The sequence below is a fragment of the Streptomyces sp. NPDC058632 genome, assembly GCF_042717095.1.
In the GTDB taxonomy this organism is placed as follows: Bacteria; Actinomycetota; Actinomycetes; order Streptomycetales; family Streptomycetaceae; genus Streptomyces.
Map to the genome: position 1 here is coordinate 1 of NZ_JBHXQZ010000077.1, position 19950 is coordinate 19950.

General features: G+C 68.5%; 9 protein-coding genes and 1 pseudogene. 4 read left to right on the top strand and 6 right to left on the bottom strand.

Annotation, left to right across the window (positions count from 1 at the left end; genetic code table 11):
* Positions 1 to 119 precede the first annotated feature (119 nt).
* Together ACFWVE_RS25690 and ACFWVE_RS25695 are read right to left on the bottom strand one after the other, a co-directional pair.
* A pseudogene (locus ACFWVE_RS25690) lies at positions 120 to 566 on the bottom strand (NADPH-dependent F420 reductase); the annotation flags it as partial.
* 97 nt (positions 567 to 663) lie between these two features.
* Complete coding sequence (locus ACFWVE_RS25695; RefSeq protein WP_384018367.1) at positions 664 to 1284, bottom strand: TetR/AcrR family transcriptional regulator; 621 nt, start codon at positions 1282 to 1284, stop codon at positions 664 to 666.
* A 274-nt stretch (positions 1285 to 1558) separates the two neighbouring features.
* On the opposite strand from ACFWVE_RS25695, the gene ACFWVE_RS25700 reads away from it, so the two are divergent.
* Positions 1559 to 3109 (top strand): DHA2 family efflux MFS transporter permease subunit, encoded by a 1551-nt coding sequence (locus ACFWVE_RS25700; protein ID WP_384018370.1) that lies wholly within the window; start codon positions 1559 to 1561, stop codon positions 3107 to 3109.
* Between the two features lie 489 nt (positions 3110 to 3598).
* Here ACFWVE_RS25700 and ACFWVE_RS25705 read toward each other — a convergent pair whose 3' ends face one another.
* The 4 genes from ACFWVE_RS25705 to ACFWVE_RS25720 form a co-directional block, all read right to left on the bottom strand.
* Positions 3599 to 10903, bottom strand: coding sequence for a LamG-like jellyroll fold domain-containing protein (locus ACFWVE_RS25705; protein ID WP_384018373.1), 7305 nt, complete (start codon positions 10901 to 10903; stop codon positions 3599 to 3601).
* A 481-nt stretch (positions 10904 to 11384) separates the two neighbouring features.
* Positions 11385 to 12848 (bottom strand): oxygenase MpaB family protein, encoded by a 1464-nt coding sequence (locus ACFWVE_RS25710; protein ID WP_384018376.1) that lies wholly within the window; start codon positions 12846 to 12848, stop codon positions 11385 to 11387.
* The gene (gene uppS, locus ACFWVE_RS25715) at positions 12845 to 13564 is read right to left on the bottom strand and encodes a polyprenyl diphosphate synthase (protein ID WP_384018445.1); all 720 of its coding nucleotides are present in this window, start codon (positions 13562 to 13564) and stop codon (positions 12845 to 12847) included. Before uppS ends, ACFWVE_RS25710 begins: the two co-directional genes overlap by 4 nt.
* 1734 nt (positions 13565 to 15298) lie before the next feature.
* Entirely contained in the window at positions 15299 to 16312 is a 1014-nt protein-coding gene (locus ACFWVE_RS25720; RefSeq protein WP_384018379.1) for an ROK family protein, read from the bottom strand.
* A 314-nt stretch (positions 16313 to 16626) separates the two neighbouring features.
* On the opposite strand from ACFWVE_RS25720, the gene ACFWVE_RS25725 reads away from it, so the two are divergent.
* From ACFWVE_RS25725 to ACFWVE_RS25735, 3 genes are all read left to right on the top strand, one after another.
* Positions 16627 to 17940: an ABC transporter substrate-binding protein gene (locus tag ACFWVE_RS25725; protein WP_384018382.1), complete on the top strand. Its 1314-nt coding sequence runs from the start codon at positions 16627 to 16629 to the stop codon at positions 17938 to 17940.
* Between the two features lie 131 nt (positions 17941 to 18071).
* Positions 18072 to 19037, top strand: a complete 966-nt coding sequence (locus ACFWVE_RS25730) for a carbohydrate ABC transporter permease (protein ID WP_384018385.1) — start codon at positions 18072 to 18074, stop codon at positions 19035 to 19037.
* Entirely contained in the window at positions 19034 to 19909 is an 876-nt protein-coding gene (locus ACFWVE_RS25735; RefSeq protein WP_384018388.1) for a carbohydrate ABC transporter permease, read from the top strand. The genes ACFWVE_RS25730 and ACFWVE_RS25735 overlap by 4 nt, the downstream gene beginning before the upstream one ends.
* Positions 19910 to 19950: the final 41 nt, after the last annotated feature.

Genomic DNA, 19950 nt, shown 5'->3' on the forward strand with positions numbered 1-19950 from the left:
ATGGGCCCAACCGCGGCAATCGGGAGATGGGGCTCGATCAGGGACCACTGCTCATCGGTGAGATCGCCTCGCGCCATGACTGACGGCTTATCAAGACCGAGCCCTAACGCGCAGGCGATCTACCGAACTCCTGATCCGAACTCCAGACAGGACCTAACCGCGAACGAGTGGGAACCGATCGCGTTCCACGCCTTGGCGATCGGCCGGCCCAGCTGTTCGGTGACCCACAGGCTCTCGACCTGCCCGGCGTCGATGGCCTCGATCCGGTTGTCCCGCGCCGGGTAGTAGTTCGACGTGTCGATGACGACCGTTCCGGCCGGTACACCAGCGATCAGCGGCGCGACCTGCGGAAGACGGTTCAGGGGAATCGAGAGGATCACGACATCGACGTCCGCCACGGCCTCCGTCGTGGTGACCGCTCGCCCGCCCGAGGACAGCACATCGGCCTCGATCGTGTGCGGGCCGCGCGAGTTGGCCACCTTCACCTCATGCCCCGCGGCACTGAGCCGCTGGGTCAAAGTCTTACCGATGTGTCCTACGCCCAGAATGCCGATCTTCACAGTGGATCTCCTTGCATCGAGTGGGGGTGCGGGAGGTGGTTGCGGCCACGTGGAGCCGGCGCATGGCGACGTGGCCGGCGGCTGGTCTGAAGCACGCCTACGCTCATGAAAGCCTTTCGTCGCTCCCGGGCGCCGTTTCCCTTGCGGGTGTCTCCCACCCGGTGCGCATGAGAGAGACGAGCGCGTCGGGCGACGACTCGTCGGCCATGACGGCGCCGCGCGCCCAGGCTGTGGCCAGCGTGCTGAGGAACAGGTCCCGGCCCCGCACCCAGGGCTGGGCGGCGCCATCCCGCTGGGCCGCGCCGAGGAAGTCCTCGGTGGTCGTGACGAAGCCCTGACAGGTGATCGCAAGAGGCGAGGTGCCCTCACTCAGCGCGGCCCGCAGGGGCTCGGGCAGGCCGTCGAAGGCGGTCACCCATTCGCTCAGCGCCTGAAGCCACGATGTGAGGGCGGCGCGGGAGTCGGTCACCTCCCGCCGGATGGCAACGCGACGGGCCTCCAGCTCTTCGTCGCGGGCCTGCAGCAAAGCGGCCAGCAGTGCCTCACGGGTGGGGAAGTGCCGGTACAGGGTGCCCGGACCGACACCGGCCCGCTTGGCGATGGCGTCCATGGAGCCGGTGATGCCCTGCTCGGCGAAGAACTCCTCCGCGACCTCGAGGATGTGTGTCCGATTGCGCTGCTTGTCCGTCCGCTGCCGACGCCCGCCGACCGCTCCCTCGCTCATGCCGTGCACCTCCCATTGACAATACGGAGACCCTCTCCGTATTGTCGTCCGCGAAACGGAGACTATCTCCTTATCGGTCTCGGCGCTACCGCTGGCAGATCCGCAGGCACGGCCGCGGCGTCCGTGGCCGCCGGCAGCCGCGCCCCCTGGTCGCCGACTTCACGGCCGCCGCTGTGCCTCATGCCCGGCGCGTGCGCCCGGGCTGCCGCGCGCACCCGACGGCACGCACAACTCTGCTTCAAGCACCCCACCTCAGCCCGACGGAAGAGATCACATGTCCCCCGACAGGACTCCGGCACAGGCCGCCGCGGACACACCGGATGCAGTACCACCGACCCGCAACGACCAAAAACTGGCCTCCAAGGACGTTCTCGTCATCGGGATCCTGATGGTCTCCGCGTTCACCGTCCTGCTGAACGAAATGCTGCTGGGAGTCGCACTCCCCACCCTGATCACCGATCTCGACATCACGCCCACCACGGGACAGTGGCTCACGACCGGTTACCTGCTGACCCTGGCGATCCTCATCCCCGCCACCGGGTTCCTCCTGCGCAGGTTCAACCTCCGCACGATCTTCATCGGCTCGCTGTCCCTGTTCACCCTGGGCACGGCGATCGCCGCCGTCGCCCCGGGATTCGGTGTGCTGTTCACCGGCCGCATCATCCAGGCGGTCGGCACGGCCGCCCTCGTGCCCCTTCTGATGACCACGACGATGCGCCTGGTTCCCCCGCATCGCCGAGGCCGGACGATGGCACTGGTCACCGGTCTGACCGCGGTGGCACCCGCGGTCGGCCCGGCGGTGTCCGGCGTAGTGATCTCCCAGCTCAGCTGGCGGTGGCTGTTCATCCTGGTCCTGCCCGTCGTCCTGGCCGCGCTGGCACTGGGCGCCGCCAAACTGCGCAACATCACCAGCCCCGAGCAGGTCAGGCTGGACGTGCTGTCCCTCGTCCTGTCCGCCATCGGGTTCGGCGCCCTCGTCTACGGCTTGTCCACGATCGGCGAGTCCGCCTCCGGCCACACACCGGTCCCGCCCTACATCCCCATCGTCATCGGACTCCTCGCCCTCGCCGTCTTCGTCCGTCGGCAGACCGTGCTCCAGCGCAGCGACAACGCGTTCCTCGACATGAGGATCCTCCGTACCCGCTCGTTCACCGTGCCGCTGCTGGTCATGCTCGTCGTCGCACTGGTCGGATTCGGCACCACGATGGTCCTGCCCCTGGTCCTCACAAACGTCGCCGGCCTGACCACGTTCCAGATCGGCCTCTTCCTGGTCCCCGGCGGAGCCCTGATCGCCCTCGTCTCGGCCCTCGGCGGACGCATCTACGACCGCTACGGACCGCGCCCCCTGGCCATCCCCGGATCGGTCATCTGGACGGGCTCCCTATGGTTCCTGAGCCGCGTGGACGAGGACACCAGTGTCACCGCGCTCCTGACCGCCTACCTCGTCCTGTCGGCCTCGCAGGCCCTCATGTGGGCTCCGATGACGACAGCCGCACTGGCCTCCCTACGCCCCGAGCTCTACCCGCACGGCACCGCGGCGTTCAACACCGCCCAGCAACTGGCCGGCGGCGCAGGCGGCGCCATCCTGATCTCGGCCTACACCATCGGCTCCCACACCAAGGACGCGGGAGCGCTGAACCTGGCGCAGTCCGTCTCAGCGGCACAAGCCGCCTTCACGACAGCAGCGGTCATCGGCTGCCTCGCGATCATCGGCACCATCCGGGTCCGCAAGGCCGCGCCCACCCCCCAGCCACCGGCTTCTCCACCGAGCGATGCTTCGGTCAACGCCGCCGCCATGCCGGCAGCGTCGTCGACAATGGACTGACCGCCCATGCGCAGGCACGAGCACACGCACTACCACCACCGAGCTGACCAGGCCCTACTAGCCTTCGACCGCAGCTCCGACGGTCGGCTCACCACTGGACGCCGCTGGAGAAAACCGACCGAGCCCACCGTGCGCCGCACAGACCCCCTCGCCACCCGCGCGTCATCGACGGACACGGCACCCTGGACACCGACACTTGGCCCGACGCCGGATGGGCCGTCCACGCCCTCGGACACCCCTGAGCCTCGGTTTCGTCGCCCGGCCCTGTGACGCCACCGCAAGCTGTTGGGCGGCGCTCACGAGCCGCGCCAGGACGGAGTGAAGGTACCGGTCAGCCGACGGGCCCTCACCACCTGCTACACCCGAAACTCGGATCAGGCTGGGCAGTACTCGCAGTCGCGAGCCAGCCTGCGCGACATGAAGATCCGGCCATCCTGGCACGAGGTGGCCGGCTTGGGCCCTCCGCAAGGCGGAGGGCCCAAGCTTCTGTCAGATTTCCACGCTGTAGTACTGGGCGAGGTAGTCGATGATGTCTGCGGCGTGCGGTACGAGTTCCGGCAGATGTGCGGTGAGTGCGCTGCGGGTGGCGGCAGCGAGTTCGGAGGCGCTCATGGTGGCGGTGCGGACGTACGGATCGAGACGCCTGATGAGTTCGTAGTTGCTGTCGATGTTCTCCGCCCGCATGGCCTTGTCCAAGGGTGGCGCGCCGGGCGGTGGGACGGCCGGGAGCACCCGGCTGAGGAAGGTGACCCGGTGCAGGATCCGCCAGCATGGTGGTTTGGCGGTGCTCTGGCGGGCCTGGCGCAGGGCTGCGGCGTCGGGGGCGTCGCTGTTGGCGAGCCAGAGGGGGTCGATGACCTTGTGGTAGAAGTCGTCGAAGTTGGCGCTGGTCTCGCCGAGGTAGAAGGTGGAGAAGCGGTAGGCGTCCACCTTGCCCGGCACCAGGACCGGTTTGCCCGCGGCGTCGAGGGCGGGCTTGCCGTCCTTGTCACGGCGTTGCAGGTCGCCGGAGGGCGCGCACTGGACGTTGAGGCCGAATGTCCGGGAGGAGTCTTTGGTGCGGGCACGGGTGGTGCTGATGCTGCCGCCGATCGAGGCGTCGAGACTCATGGTGGCGCCGGCGCCGGCGACGGAGCCGGTGGCTTCGACGCTCTGGCCGAAGGTTCCGGTGAAGGAGTAGGAGCCGGAGGTGGTTTCGGTGACCGCGTCGGTGGCCTCGGTGGCCTCTTCGAAGAAGCCGCCGTGGGCCGTCCAGACGTAGGTGTTGACCAGGTCGCGGTGGGAGAAACCCGCCGAGGCGGCGCTGCCGGCACTTCCGCGGCGGTCGTCGGCCCGGCCGCCGGTGATGCCCATACCGCGCAGGACCTTGTCGGCTTGGTCGTGTGTCGGGTCGTGGCGGTGGGGCTCGGTGGAGACGGATTCGTAGAAGGCCCGCATGCGCTGCTGGTCGCGGGTGATCCGGCGTTTGAGGGCGTAGGCGTCGCGGGGCTTGAAGTAGCTGTACTCGCCGTAGCCGGTGGCGGTGGGGTAGTCGGGGTCGGTGACCTTGCCGCGGTCGTCGAAGCCGACGGCGCCGTCCAGGGTGCCCTGTTTGACGTAGCGGGGGTTGATGGGGAAGTGGATGATGTTCCAGTCGCGGGGGGTGTCGGGGTTGGGCAGCATCCGGTAGGCGACCAGGGCGCCGGTGTGCGCCAGGCGCAGGGCGAAGACATCGGCGGTCTGCGACTGCACCAGGGCCATGCCGGTGTTGGCGGGCACGTACCGCCGGCCGATTGCGGAGTTGAGTACTCGCGCGGGGTCCTCGGCGTGGCCGGTCAGCGTGACGCGGGCCTTGCGCGTGATGTTCTGGCCCTGGCTGACCTTGGTCTCGCTGCTCCAGGTGTTGGAGAACTCCAGGCTGAGGCTCGTGACGGTCTTCACCGAGCCGTCGGCCATCGGTGTGGCGAAGCCCACGCCGAGCGGCGCGGTGATCGCCAGGACGTCGCCGCCAAGTTCGATGCCCAGGGCGGCCTTGAAGGCGGCGGTGACACTGGCGTCCTTGCTGGAGGACAGCCCGTAGGTGACCTGGTCGGCTTCGGTGAACTCCACCGAGGACGCGTCGCGGTAGCCGTCGTCCTTGTTGGTGAGGTTCTCCGACGGCACCGGTGGGGCGCCCTCGATGTAGCCCATGAGTTCCGGATCGAACTGGACCTGGCCCACCCATTCGGTGCTCAGGTCGCCGACCTTGTATCCGGTGACCAAATGCCAGCGGCCGTCGCGCAGGTAGCCGTAGCAGCGCTTGAGCGCCCCGGTGGCCTCGCCCTTGGGACCGAACTGGAGATCGGCGTACTCGGTGACGGCGGGGGCCGCGGCGATGGTGTCGTGGAAGGGGGTGCGGACGGCGGCCAGCGCGGAGCGCACTTCGGCGGTGTCGGTGGACACCGGAGCGGTGGACAGCAGGATCCGCGGCCGCCCCGCGGTGAAGGCCAGGTTGTGGCCGCGCAGCCCTTCGTCGCGCACGAGGGGGGCGCCCGCGGTCGTGGACTCCCGGTCGAAGGGCCAGTAGCCCAGGAGGTCCTGCTTGCCGCCGCGCACGCGGGTGAACATGTTGTCGGAGATCTGCTCGGGGGTGCGCACCGTGCGCCAGACGCGGACTTCCTCCAGCGTGCCCGCCAGCGGCGCCACCGGCTGACCGGTGTACAGGGATGCGCCCAGGGTGAACTGCTTGTCCCCGTAGGAGCTGGTGTCGCGCGGGAGCTGGCCCGGATCGGCGGACAGCGCCTGGCCGTTGCGGTACAGGCGCAGGGCGCCGGCCTTCGGGTCGGGGTCGCGGGTCCAGCGGGCACCGCGCAGTCTGGCCGGGTAGGCGCCGGCGGCGTCGTAGGTGATGTTCCCGGTGTTCTCCTCGAACGACCAGCGTGCCACCAGCCCCTTGGCGCGTTCGGTGACCGCGAGGCCCAGTTGGTCGGTCTTGCGGGCGGTGTTCCACAGCCGTACCTCGCCCAGGGCGCCGTGCAGCCTGCGGCCGAGTTCGACGGCGCTGCGGTTGGACTGCGCGCCGGGGCCGGCGTAGCGGTGACTCCCGTCCAGCCTGCCGTCGAGGTAGAAGCGGATCTCCTGCGCGTTCTGGGCGCCGCTGGCTGCCTCGGGCGGCAGCGTCTGCCGCACCACGCTCACGCGGTGGAAGGCGCCGGCGCGCAGGGCTGTGTCGGAGGTGTAGCGGACGGCTTTGCCCTCGGCCTCGCAGAAGGCGAACTCCACCCTGCCCTCGGCCCTGATGCCCACCTGGTAGGGGACACCGCCCGGCCCGCCGTCGACGGCTTCGCCCTTGGCTATCAGGCCCATGGGCGTGCCGAGCCGGTCGAGCTGGAGGAACACCTCGACCGTGAGGTCGTCCAGCACATCCAGTGCGGCGTGCGGGGCCACCTCCAGCCCGATGGTGCCGCTCTGGCGCACGGCCCAGGCCTGGGTGAAGGTCGCGGCCAGATGGGCCCACTCGTTGCACGCGAAGCGTTCCGCCGAACGCACCGCACGGTCACCTGCACGCGCCACCACCTGGTAGCCCTTGATCGGCGAGGGCGTCGCACCCGTGCCGGTGAAGGTCCAGTGGCCCAGCAGTCCCGGTTCGCGCCCCGACATCCGCTGGTGGCGTTCGCCGGAAATCTCCCCGGGGGTGCGCACCCGCCCGAAGACGCGCACTTCGTCGATCTGGCCGTGGAGGAAATCGCCGCTGAACGGCTGGGCGCCCACCACCAGCGGGCCGTTGCCGGTGTAGGGGCCCTTGGCGGTGCGGCGGGCGACCTCGGTGCCGTCCCGGTAGAGGATCTGCTCGCGGGTGGCGTTGACGTACACCGCGGCGTAGTGATGCCAGTCCAGGTCCGGGTAGGACTGTGTGGTCTTGAGGTCGTCGCCGAACAGCGCGAAGGTGAGGGTGTTGTCGGCGGCGATGTGCAGATGCAGGGTCTGGTCGGTCGCACCGGCCGGGTTTCCGTGCGTGAGGAGCGGTTCCACACGGCCGCGCGCGTGGCTGCGCCTGGCCCACAGCTCGATGGTGAAGTCGCGGTGGGACAGGTCGAGCGCGCCGTTCAGGTCGGTTCTGTCGTCGCCGTCGAAGGACTGCGTGGGCAGGTCCGCAGGGGCCAGGGCCAGGGAGTACGCCGACTCCGCCGTGTTGGCGTGCACGAGCCTGGCCTGCCCGGTCTCGGGATTGACCCACGCCTCCAGGCTCAGATCGCCGGTCGTGGCGACCCCGTCCAGCTTGTCGGCAGGCAGCGAAAGGTACTGGTCCTTGCCATTGAACAGGTAGGCGCGGCCCGGCATTTCGGCCCGCCACAGGCAGCCGCTCCCCGTGATCGTCGGCCGGGCCGTGCCGTTGGGGACGGAGTGGACGGCGCCGGCGGCCAGAGCGACCAGCCGGGAGCCCGAGGACAGCAGGACCCCGGGCCGGCTGGAGGTGGCCCGGGCGTGGTCGTAGCCGATCACGCTGACCTTGTCGCCCGGCTTGATCGCGGTGCCCGGCGCCGAGAGCGTGATCGTCTTGCCGCCGAGCGGGATCTCGGCGGCCGCGGCGTATCCGGAGCCGCCGATGCCGAGATGGGCGGCCGCCGCGACCTTGACGGCCGCGCCCTCGGTGAGCTGCACCGTCGTGCCGGTGACCTGGAAGACCGTGCCCACCGTCACCGGCGCACCGGCGTTGCCGGCCAGCGCCGCGCTCATCGGGCCCGCCTCGCGTGGCAGGGACCGCCACGTCTCGCTGTCGTTGTTGGCCGTGATGGTCAGGTCGCAGCGGCCGGGCGCGTCGCCGTCGCTCACCTTGATGGTGTAGTCCTCCAGCGCGATGCCCGCGTCGCGGGCGACGAAGCTGACGGCGCCTCCTGATGCCGTGAGCTCCTGGACACCGCGGATGACCGTGGTGTCGTAGTAGGCGGCGAAGAACTGGCCGTTGGCTCCGCGGAAGTACAGCACGATGTTCCCGGTGCCGCTGTCCAGCAGGGCGGGCCGGTCGGCGCCGCGGGCGAAGTCGAGCAGGCCCCCGGAGTAGCTCAGCCCGGTGAGGTCGACGCCGAGCGAGGGCATGGCCACGGTCAGGTCGGCGTCGCCCTCGAACCCGACTGACAGGCGGGCCAGCTTCTCCTGGGCGGCCTTCAGCTCCGCCTCCTTGGCGGCGAGCGAACGTTCCAGTTCTCTGACTTTCTGGTCGGCCGAACGTGCTGTCGCCAGTTCGTCAGCGGCCTTCGCCGCCTTGTCCTTGGCGGCCTGGAGGAGCACGTCCACGCCCGACCGCATGGCGCCCCGCACCATGCGCAGGAGACCCGAGTCGTCTCTGAGACCCGCGCTCGTCTGGACCACCTTGTACCTCGCCGACTCGACCACCGAGACCGCGAGTTTGCTCTGGCGGTTGACGAGCCGGACGTAGTCGCCTTCGGTCAGCAGTGCGAAGTTCGAGGGCGCGTAGGTGGACATGCGCGGGAGCGTGGACAGATCGGCGTTCTCATCGCGCGACCCGCCCCTGACCACCATGTCCTGGTTGAACAGTTTGTATGCCAGGTTGTAGAAGGTCTCCGCGCCCACCTGGACGGTGTCGAAAGTCCAGACCCCCACTGTCGGACTATCGACGAAGGCGGACTGCACCGCCGCGGGCGAGCTGGAGGAGCCCGCGACCAGGAGCTTCCGCGCGGACGTCCCGCTTGGTCCCTGATCCTGCAGTTTGGGGAAGATGTCGTAGAACCAGGAGGTCACCAGATCCTTCTCGGCGTCGTACCGCTTCTGGTAGGTGCTCACCTCGTGGTTCAGCTGGTCGTACGCGGTCTGGAACTCGGGCAATCTGGCGGACAGCGGGCGCAGCCGGGTGATCTCCGGCCGCAATACGGCGATCTCCGGCTCCAGCCGCTTGATCAGCTGCTGCAAGGCGCTGATCTGTTCGGCGTTCTCCCCCTTCACCGGCCGCTTGAGCAGGGTGGGATCCAGCACGTCCGGCACCTGGGCCAGCCGGCCGTCACGGCCGACACCGAAGTCCACACTCGCCACGCACGCGTCCGGGCCGTCCTTGGCGGCGAAGGCGAGCATCACCCTGGCCTGCCGCTTGACCGGCTTCGTCGCGCCGCCGTAACCGGCAGGAGCCTTCTCCTGCTGGTGGTAGAGGACGGCCGACATGCCCGAGACGACCGTACGCCCCGTGAGGGTGAAACTGTCGCGCCGCACGCCCGGGTGATCGCCCACCGGCGCGTCCGAGCCGACCCAGCGTGCGTCACCCTTCAGCGTGCCCCTCAGTGCCCGGTCCGTCTGGTCGAAGGCGGTGGTGCCCGTACCCTCGTCGAACCGGTAATAGGCCACCAGACCCGGCTCGCTGCCGATCAGCCGGTGGTTCATCTCGGCGGCGATCTCAGCGGCACTGCGTGCCCGGTTCCACACCCGGACCTCATCGATGTCACCCTTGAAGTAACCGATCGTCCGGCCCCGGTGGACCTTCTTGCCGATCAGCGTGAGCGCACCGGGATCGTCGACGAACGGCATGTCCCCGCTGCCCGACAGTTTGCCGTTCACGTACACCCGCACGGTCTTGCCGTCGAAGGTGCCGGCGATGTGGCTGTACGTGTCGTTCGCGATCTTCTCGGCGGAGCTGATCAGATACGGAGCGGCGTCGTGAGCCAGGTAGACCGTGCCGTCAGGGTTCAGGGCGAGCTGGCAGGCCCCACCCCTGGCCAGCACGGGGCCGTCGATACCTTCGGGCTTGACCCACGCCTCGATCGAATACGGCTTCCCCGTGAACCGCAGCGCCTCCACGTCACCCAGCTCAATGTGGGCGTCGTTGCCGGCCAGCCGCAGCGCCGTCTCCGCATGCCCGTCCGAGCTCGTCACCGGCACCAGTTCGCGCTTGGTGAACGGGCAGGTACCCGGGTCACGCTCGAACACCGCGTCCCGGTACACCGGATCCGGGCTCGTGTAGAACCGGGTGCCCCGCGTGTTGAACAAACCCTGAACGCCCTGTTCGACGTTGAAGCAGTCGACACGGCCGGTGGCGTCGTTATGGGCGAAGAACTGCCAGCGCTGCACATTGTTGACCGCGGTGGGCACCAGCACCGCGGCGAAACGGCCCTGGCTCAGATTACGGATGAACGACAGCTCCTGGGTCGGCTCGTAGAACGGGCGACCCTCCATGTCCTCGGTGCCCAAGGTGTCCTTGGTCGACTCGGCACGCGTCGCGTGCCGGCTGCGCCGGTACCGCACCTCCAGCACCGGCTTGAGCTTGCCCTCCACCAGCACAAACCGGTCGCACAGCAAGGTGTCGCGCACCAACGGCACCTTCTTCGTGCCGTCGAGCCCGTAGTCGGTCCTGGCCGGGTTGCCGGAGCAGCCGCCGTTGGTCAGCTTGTACACGGCGTCGGGGTGCGCGTCACCGATCGACTGCCGCAGCACGACCACGTACGTGCCGTCGGAGATCACATGGAACGGAGCGGACGCCGTCAGCCGCGCCGTCGTGGACAGGCGCGTATCGGTCTCGTCAGCCGTCGGCTGCTCGTCGGCGGCCGCCTCGACACCGCCGCGCTTGACCACCGGCATCACCGTGGGGCCGACGACGCCGAAGCCCACCTCGGCGAGTTCCCGCGGAAAGGCCAACTCGATCGGGTTCACACCCCAGAACGCCGCGTCCGCGGCGCCCTTGGCCTGATCCCTGGCCAGATCCAGTACGGAATAGACAATGCGCCGGGACGAGTCCATGGCGAACGCCACGGTCGTGCCCTGGTGACGCGCCATCGTCACATGGGTGTACGACCGGTCGCCGTAGACCTTGAGCAGCGAATCCTGAGGTGCCACGCTTCCCCCTCCACGTACACGAACGCCGCCTTCTGACCAGTCCCCACCGGCCGAAGCGGCGCATGACAAACCTTGATCCCCGACGGGGCGCCCGTCAGCGTGGCAGCGAGAAGTCGCGCGGATAAGGGGCGAACTCGCCAGATCGTGCGGAACAGCTACTGGTAAACGGCCCACTTCGTCGCGGCACGACCGGGCCAGCCAACGGACACCCCGTTGATGTCCTTTTTCACCACGCTGACTTGCCAAGGAAAAGGAGGAGGACAGGGTCCGCGTCGTCAAGGGAGCCGTCCCGCGACGACAAGGTGGCCTCGCCGGTGGCTCCGGACTTCATGCGGCGCCCGGCGGGGCGCCCGGAGTGCGCGGATGAGGAGCGCGTAAGGAGGAGGCCCTGCCGCTTGAGGAGGTTTCGCGGGCGCCTAAGCCGTGAGTCCGGAGGTGGGCGCAGGAGCGGGCAGCCGTGGCCGCCACATGCACGAGTTTTCTAGGCGTCGGCGAGAAGAGGGTCGTACGGGGTGCTCGTGCGGCGGCCCGACATGAAGGAGAGAAAGTCGCCCACGAAGCTGCTCCGGCCGTAGGCCCCATCGGTGGCGGTGAGATCGCGCTGGAAGGCGGTGCGGAAGAGGGTCCGGTACTCGTCGGCGTCGATGGTGCCGCTGCCGTCCTTGTCGGTGGCGTCGAAGAGCACCTCGGCGACGCGGATGAGCGCGGGGCCGGCGAGGGAGGGGACGGCGGCGGCGTACTCGTCGGCGCTGACGCGGCCGTCGCCGTCCGCGTCGAGGGCGGCCTGGAGCTCGCGCCACCAGGCGGCGAAGGCGTCGTAGAGCCGGGTCTCCTCGGGCTCGTCCAGGTCCAGGCGGGTGGAGAGTTCGCGGGCCATGGCGGCGAGGTCAGGCCAGGCGAGGTAGCCGTCGCCGGTCTGGTCCAGCACCTGACGGAAGAACTCCCCCGCCGAGCGCCGGACCTCTCCCGTGGCCGCGGAAGGCGACGATTCCGGGCCGGCGTCGCCGCCCAGTGGTGTAAGTAGACGGAGCAGGGCCGACGCCCGCTTCATGCGGGCGCGCAGGGCGGTCACGGTCCGGGCGCGGGGGTCGTCGCTGCCATGTGAAAGGGAGAGGACTTCGATGATGCTTTCGGCGTTGATCCAGCCCTCGGGTAGGAAGCGGGCGAGCCCGGCGCCGAGGTAGGCGCCCTGCATGAGGGTCTGGGCACCGGGCATCTCCGGCAGACCGGCCCTGCGCCGGTAGGGCTCGGGGAGCGAGGCGACGGTGATCGCGCCGAGGAGCGGGCCGACGACGGCCCGGCCGGCCGCCCACAGCGTCGGCGCGCCCTCGAGCAGCGCCGGGGCGGGCAGGTGGTCGAAGAGCCGGTAGAGAATGACGCGGGCCGCTTCGGTGTTCTCCAGCTCGTTTTCGACGACCCGGTCGAAGTACCGCCAGAAGTCGTTCAGGTCCTCGGGGAGTTCTGCGGCGTCGCCGTCGAGCGCGGCGAGGAACGTACGGTACTCGGCGTACATCCGCTCCATCGTGTCCTGGTCGAGCGGTTGGCCGCTGAGGCGGCACATGGTGACGGCGCTCTCGAAGAGGGTGGCGACCACCCAGGCGCGGGTCGCGCGGTCCATCGCGTCGTAGGCGCGGCCGCGGGAGTCGGAGCCGCTCATGCGGGCGTGCAGCCGGTTGAGCCGGGCGGCTTCCCGTTCGCGCTCCGCCGAGTCGGTGCCGAACATGCGCCGCATGCTGAGGAAGGTGTTGCGAAGCCTGCGCCAGGGGTGGGCGACGAAGGTGGAGTTGTCGACGAGGGCAGCGCCGATCTGCGGGTGGGCGGCCTCCAGCACGGTGGCACGGATCATGGCCAGCGCCCAGCGCGGGTCGTCGAAGAAGGCGCTGAACTGCGACTCCGGGCCGAACAGGGGTGCCTGGTCGGCCGTGCCCGTGGTTTCGGTGGTCATGATGGGTCTCCGTTCGTCCGGGGCGGCACGCCGCCGAAGCGGCGGTCGCGACGCCGGTAGGTATGCAGGCACGCGAGGAACTCGGGGGCCCGGAAGTCCGGCCAGAGCACCTCGGGGAAGACCCACTCGGCGTAAGCGACCTGCCAGAGCATGAAGTTGGAGATGCGCTGCTCGCCGGAGGTGCGGATGACGAGGTCCACGTCGGGAGTGTCGGGAAACGGCAGGTGATCCGCGAAGAGCCGCTCGGTCACCTCATCAGCGGGCGTCCTGCTGCGGATCAGCGACCTCGCGGCCTCCACGATGTCCCGGCGCCCGCCGTGGTCGAAGGCCACGGTCAGCGTCATCCCCCGGTTGTCGGCGGTCAGCGCCGCAAGATCATCGAAGTCCCGGGCCAGTTCACGGGGGATACGCGGGTCGGCGACCCCGAGGAAGCGACAGCGGATGCCACGGGCCAGCAGCAACGCCGCATGCTTCCGAACGACCCGGCGGACCAAGCGCATCAGATAGTCGACCTCTGTGCCCGGGCGGTTCCAGTTCTCGGTGGAGAAGGCGTACAGGCTGAGCCACTCGACACCGGCGGCCCGGGCCGCCTCAATGATGTCGATGACGGTAGTCTCCGCAGCCCGGTGACCCGCCGTCCGCGGAAGCGAACGCCGCTGCGCCCAACGGCCGTTACCGTCCATCACGCAGGCTACGTGCCGCGGCACCGCACGCACCGGCCCGTCGTCCTGCCATGGTTCGTCGCCGTACTGTCGCCCGCCCGGCCGCCCCTCGGTCGCCGAGCGGGCGTGCGGGACGCCGTGGTCCGTCACGCCCAGCCCTGCCTCATCCGGGACAGCACGGGCTGCCCTACCGCGCTCGGTCACGCCCACCCCGTCTCGCCCATGCCCACGCCCCAGCGGAGCGTTCCCTCCCGGGAGTCTGACGGCGCGATAGAGGTCTGACCGGCCAAACAGGTGACCATCACCCTTGGCTCATATGTCCGATTCCCTAGTTCTGGCATCGGCGGCTTTCTCAGGTGACCGCGATCGATAACCTCGTCCGCCTCCTCGTCCGCCTCCGCCGCCTCCGCCGAGCCACCGTCGCCCGGTGGGCCGGGCGTGGGCCGAACAAGCCCTCGACATATCGCGATCTGGCTGCCTAAGCGGTGAACTCGCGCGCAGACCTTCTCAAAGCGGCAACCGACGCGCGGGTTGAAGCGCAACCGCATACAAGAATCCGCGAACCCGCTCGCTTCTAGTAGCACCGCAGCCAAGATCGGGAGGGACGAAGTCGATCACCGCAGTGGCGAATGCCGCTTCGTCGGGTTCGGCACACCACCCCGGGAGGTTCGGACAAGCACTGTGCCCCTGGCGCCACGCCCGATGGACCCGCGCCCTGGGACGCACCTGAGCCGTGGGGCGTTACGGGGCCGGGCGACGAACCGGAGCCGTGTCGCGGCGATCGACAGCAACATCCCGGAGATCGGTATCAACGGCATCGCCCTTGACGACACCAACAGCACAGACCTTGTGCCCATCCACGATCGCGGCATCGGCGACAGTCGACAGCGTGCTTGTCGTCAGCGCGGACAGCGACCTGTGCCCGGCCGTCCGATCTGCCCGAAGGGTCGATCCACAGCTGACTATCGTTCCGGCATTTCCGCCCCACCGGCGTTCGGGTGAGCTCAGCGCGCTGCTTCCCTCTGCTTTCACGATCAGCGAGACGAAGCTGCGACAGTCTCAACTGCCTCTTGTCGTGCGGGACCCTGTCACAGGGGTGAAGTACGTGCGCCCCGCCTACTGGCAGTAGGAGTTCGGAACGAGGCGTAGTCGACGCCATGGCTTCCGCTGTCGCCGTTCCGGTTGTCAGCACTCTTCTGACAGAAGCCGGGCAGTCTGCTGACGGTGTGCCCGTACCCGTGCCAGCGCTGGGGAGGGGTCAGTGAGCTGTTTCAACCTCGGCTTGGACCGTCGCGTATCGGTGCCCTACCGCCGTGCGAGAGGTCGCAGGGGGCGGGTGCTGTGTCTGGCAACAGTCGGCCAGTCCGTGGAACGGCTTGGTCGAGCGGAAACCCGTGACGCTCGTTTGACGCTCCGAAGCGCCTGACGGCCTCCTGCCCGACCCGAAAACCGCACCTGACCTGCACTTCTCTATTACCCAGCCGCGGTGACATCTTTCCGATGGCGCATCACGTGGAGTGCGTGGCGATTCTTGAGCCTGCGGCAAAGGGGCTCTGACCTGCGGTTTTCCTAGGTCGTTCAGGGGTGGACAGGTATCCTCGGCCTGTTTTTCGAAGCACATCATGTTGAGCGTGTTGCGCTCGTTGAGCCCGCTCGTGACAGCACCTGACCTGCGGTTTTGACAGGTGCGTGAGGTGTGCGGGGCAGGCGTTGCGGGCGACACCCGACGATCGAGTGTCGCCCGCAGCGGTGTCCTGACGCTCACTTGACGCACTTCATGACGGAGCGTCAGGAGCGTGCCACCGCCGGCCGTACGGCTTGCCGGTGGTTGCGCGTCGCGTCCGACGCTGCGGCTTCCGCCAGGGCCGCTGCACCGACCAGGCCGGAATCGGAACCCAATTCGGCCGGTACGGCACGCAGATGATGCAGGAACGGCATCGCCGCGTAGCGCCGCAGGTGGTGGTTGAGCGGGGAGAAGAGCACATCGCCTGCTTGGGCGACGCCACCGCCGACCACGGCGATGTCGATCTCGACCAGTGCGGCCGTGGCGGCGATACCGGCTGCCAGGGCGCGGGCCGCACGGTCGAACGCGGCGACGGCGGCCGTGTCACCGGCTCGGGCCGCCGTCGCGACCGCCGACGCGTCCGCCGTCGCAGGCGGCCGCCAGCCGAGCGAAAGCGCGTGCCGGGTGATGGCCGTACCGCTGGCGATGCCTTCCAAGCAACCACTCGCACCGCACGGGCAGGGTTCGCCGTCGAAGGCGACACTGATGTGCCCGAGGTGACCGGCGTTGCCGGTGAGACCGTGGCGCACTTGACCGTCGAGGATCAGACCGGCGCCCACGCCCGTGGACACGACCAGGCACAGTGCGTCCTCGTGGCCGCGTGCGGCACCGTGGCGGTGCTCGGCCGCGGCCATCGCCACCGCGTCGCCCGCCAGCACGACGGGCCTGTGCGCCAGTGCCGGATGCGCGCTGACGGATTCGACGAGCGGGAAGTCTCGCCAAGCGGGGATGTTGACGGGGCTGACGGATCCATGCGCCAGGTCGACCGGGCCGGCGCTGCCGATGCCCAGTGCACGGACGTCTTCCCACAGCGGGGCGGCAGCCAGGGCGTTCACCACCTGGTACACGGCGTCGAGGAGTGTGCCCGCGGATTCCTGCGCCGGGGTGGCGCGGCGCAGGTGGTGGACGAGAGTGCCGGCCGCGGTGACGAGCGCACCCGCGATCTTGGTTCCCCCTATGTCGAGGGCAGCTATCAGGACATCGTCCGGGGCTGGGACGACCAGTTTCTGACTACTCACAGTGATGACTCTCCGAAGGGTGGTGTGTGCAGCCGAGTCAGGACACCGTCACATCGGAGCACGAGTATGACAACGATGTCTACGGCTGTGCGCATCTCCTGCGGGCAAGGTCTTCGAGCCGAACCAGGTTTAGTCATGGTTTAGTAAATGCGCAGTTCAGGGCCCTGAGAATCAACAAAATCAATCTAGACCGGTCTATGGACACTGCCGCGAAGTCGCGCCTATGTTGAGCGCTCACCAGGCCGGGGTCTCGGTGCCCGATGTGGCGTTCCCCTCGGCCTGGCGTCGACATTTCGCGATGAAAGGTGGCGGGGATGCGGAGAAGTTGGGTGGTTCTTGTGGCTGCAACGATGGTGGCAGCCACGGCCTGTAGCGGTTCGGAGGGCGACGAGCGTGGCGAAATCGCCGCTCCGCCGAGTGATCCGGCGAAGGTGTCGGGCGAGATCACGGTGCTGACCAACCGGACGGATCAGATATCCGACGGCACCCTGGAGAAGTACGCCACGGAGTTCCGCAAGGTGTACCCAGGAGTGAAGGTCAAGTTCGAGGGCCTGACCGACTACGAGGGTGAGACCAAGATCCGGATGAACACCGACAAGTACGGTGACGTCCTGCTGATCCCCAACTCCCTGTCCGTCGAGCAGTACCCCACCTTCTTCGCCCCGCTGGGCCAGGCCGGCGAACTGTCGGCGAAGTTCGACTACACCGACCACGCCACCGTGGACGGTCAGGTCTACGGCCTGACCAACATCGGCGTGGCCAACGGATTCGTCTACAACAAGGCGGTCTGGGCGAAGGCCGGCATCACCGACTGGCCCGCCACACCGGAGGAGTTCGTCGCGGACCTGGAGACGATCAAGGCGAAGGCCGGCGCCGTCCCGTACTACACGAACTACAAGGACGGCTGGCCGCTGACCAACTGGACGAACGCCGTCGGTTCTCCCGAGTGCGATACCGGTGCCTACGACGCGCTGGCGACGACCGGGAAGCCCTGGACCGAGGGTTCGGACCTCTACACGATCGACAAGCTGCTCTACACGATCGTCGAGAAGAAGCTGAGCGAACCCGACCCCACCACGACCAACTGGGAAGACTCCAAGGCGCAGATCGGGACCGGCAAGGCCGCCTCGATGTGGCTCGGTTCCTGGGCGATCTCCCAGATGCGCGCCGCGGCGGAGGCGGCCGGCGAGAACCCCGACGACATCGGGTTCATGCCGTTCCCCGCGCAGAAGGACGGGAAGTTCTGCTCCGTCCTGCGTCCCGACTATCAGTACGCGGTCAACGTCCACTCCGACAAGAAGGCCGCCGCCCGTGCGTGGATCGACTGGTACATCACCAAGTCCGGCCAGGCCGCGGCCGAAGGATCCATCTCCTCCGTGAAGGGCGCCCCGCTGCCCGACACGCTGAAGGCGTTCTCCGACAACGATGTCACCACCATTCCGCAGCACCAGAAGAACCGCGCCGAGGTCAACGAGATCGACAAGGCGTCGGAGATCGGGATCACCGCGCAGGACTACCGGCAGAAGCTGGTCGACGTCGCCCGCGGTGCGGCCGACGGGGACATGGACAGCTACTTCGACGAGCTGAACGGGAAGTGGTCCGAGGCCCAGCAGACCCTCGGCGGCTGACCGCACCACGGCACGGTGAGAACGCTCGGAGAACCCGTCCCGGGCGTACCGGGACTCCACGTGCCCCGTCGCTCGCCGTGCCGTCGTCGCTCAGTACGCCCGACCGGGAACCCACCACGAGGAACCATGAGATGACCGCTGTCCAGAAGACCCGCGCCCCGGCGCACGCCGTCGGCCGGCGCAGTGCTCCGCCTCCCGAGTCCGGCGCCGGCCGGCCGCGCACCGGCAGGCGCCGCCGTACCGCCGTCCTGACCCCCTGGCTGTTCCTGGCCGCGCCCCTGACGCTGCTGGTGATGTTCACCTACCTCCCGGTGGCCGAGATGATCGGTTACAGCTTCACCGACTGGGACGGCATCAGCCCCACGCGCTCCTACGTGGGCGCGGAGAACTACACCGACCTGGTCACGCGGCCCGCCCGGTTCGAGGTCTTCCTCGTGAGCGGCTTCTACCTGGCGGCCTCCGTCGTGCAGATCGCTCTCGCCCTGTACTTCGCGACGGTGCTCAGCTTCAACACCCGGTTCCGCAACCTGTTCAAGGGCCTGCTGTTCTTCCCCTACCTCATCAACGGGGTGGCCGTCGGATTCGTGTTCCTGTACTTCTTCCAGCCCGACGGCACCCTCGACACACTGTTGCGCCTGATCGGCGTGGACGGCAAGCACCTGTGGCTGGGCGACCCGGACCTGGCCAACCCCTCACTCGCCGGGGTGTCGGTGTGGCGCTTCACGGGGTTGAACATGGTCCTGTTCCTCGGTGCCATCCAGTCGATCCCGCCGCACCTGTACGAGGCGGCGCAGCTGGACGGAGCGAACCGCTGGCAGCAGTTCCGGCACATCATCGCGCCCAGCATCAAGCCCATCATCAGCCTGAGCTTCATCCTCGCCGTGTCCGGCTCCCTGGCCGTCTTCGAGATCCCGTACATCATGACCGGCGGCGCCAACGGCACGGAGACGTTCGTCATCCAGACGGTCAAACTCGCCTTCCAGTTCGACAAGGTCGGTCTGGCCTCGGCCTCGGCCGTCGTCCTGCTGATCCTCATCCTGCTGATCACCTGGGTCCAGCGCCGGCTGATCCCCGAGGAGAGGGTGGAACTCTCGTGACCACCGGCACCGCCGTCCCCGCCCGGCGTCCGGGCCGCGATCGCAGCGCCCTGTCCCGGACCGCCGTCGCCTTGAAGTACCTGTCCCTGCTGCTGGCGTCGGCCGTGGTCCTCGTGCCTCTCGGCGTCGTTGTGCTGACCTCGCTGAAGACGCGGTCGGAGATAGTGAACGACGGCCCGCTGTCGCTGCCCGGCGACTGGTCCAACTTCGCCAACTACGCCACCGCCTTCGAACAGGGCGCGATGTTGGCGGCGTTCGGCAATACGGCGCTGATCCTCGTGGTCTCCACCGCCGGGACCGTACTGATCGGCTCGATGACCGCCTACGCCATCGACCGTTTCCGGTTCCGTCCGAAGAAGCTGGTGATGGGCCTCTTCCTGCTGGCCACGCTGGTCCCCGGTGTGACGACACAAGTCGCCACCTTCCAGGTGATCGACGATCTGGGCGCCTTCAACACCCGTTGGGCACCCATCCTGCTCTACACCGGAACCGACATCGTCTCGATCTACATCTTCCTGCAGTTCATCCGGTCGATTCCCCTCTCCGTGGACGAGGCCGCGCGCATCGACGGCGCCAACTCCTGGACGATCTACCGGAAGATCATTCTCCCGATGCTGCGGCCGGCCATCGCCACCGTCGTCATCGTCAAGGGCATCGCCGTCTACAACGACTTCTACGTGCCCTTCCTGTACATGCCCGATCCCGAACTCGGCACCATCTCCACCGCCCTGTTCCGCTTCAAGGGCCCCTTCGGCGCCCAGTGGGAGACCATCTCCGCCGGCGCGATCCTGGTGATCGTGCCCACCTTGATCGTCTTCCTGGCGCTGCAGCGCTTCATCTACAGCGGCTTCGCGGCGGGTTCCAGCAAGTGACCCGCCCGCCCACCGCGCCCCGCACGACGTCTCACAAGGAG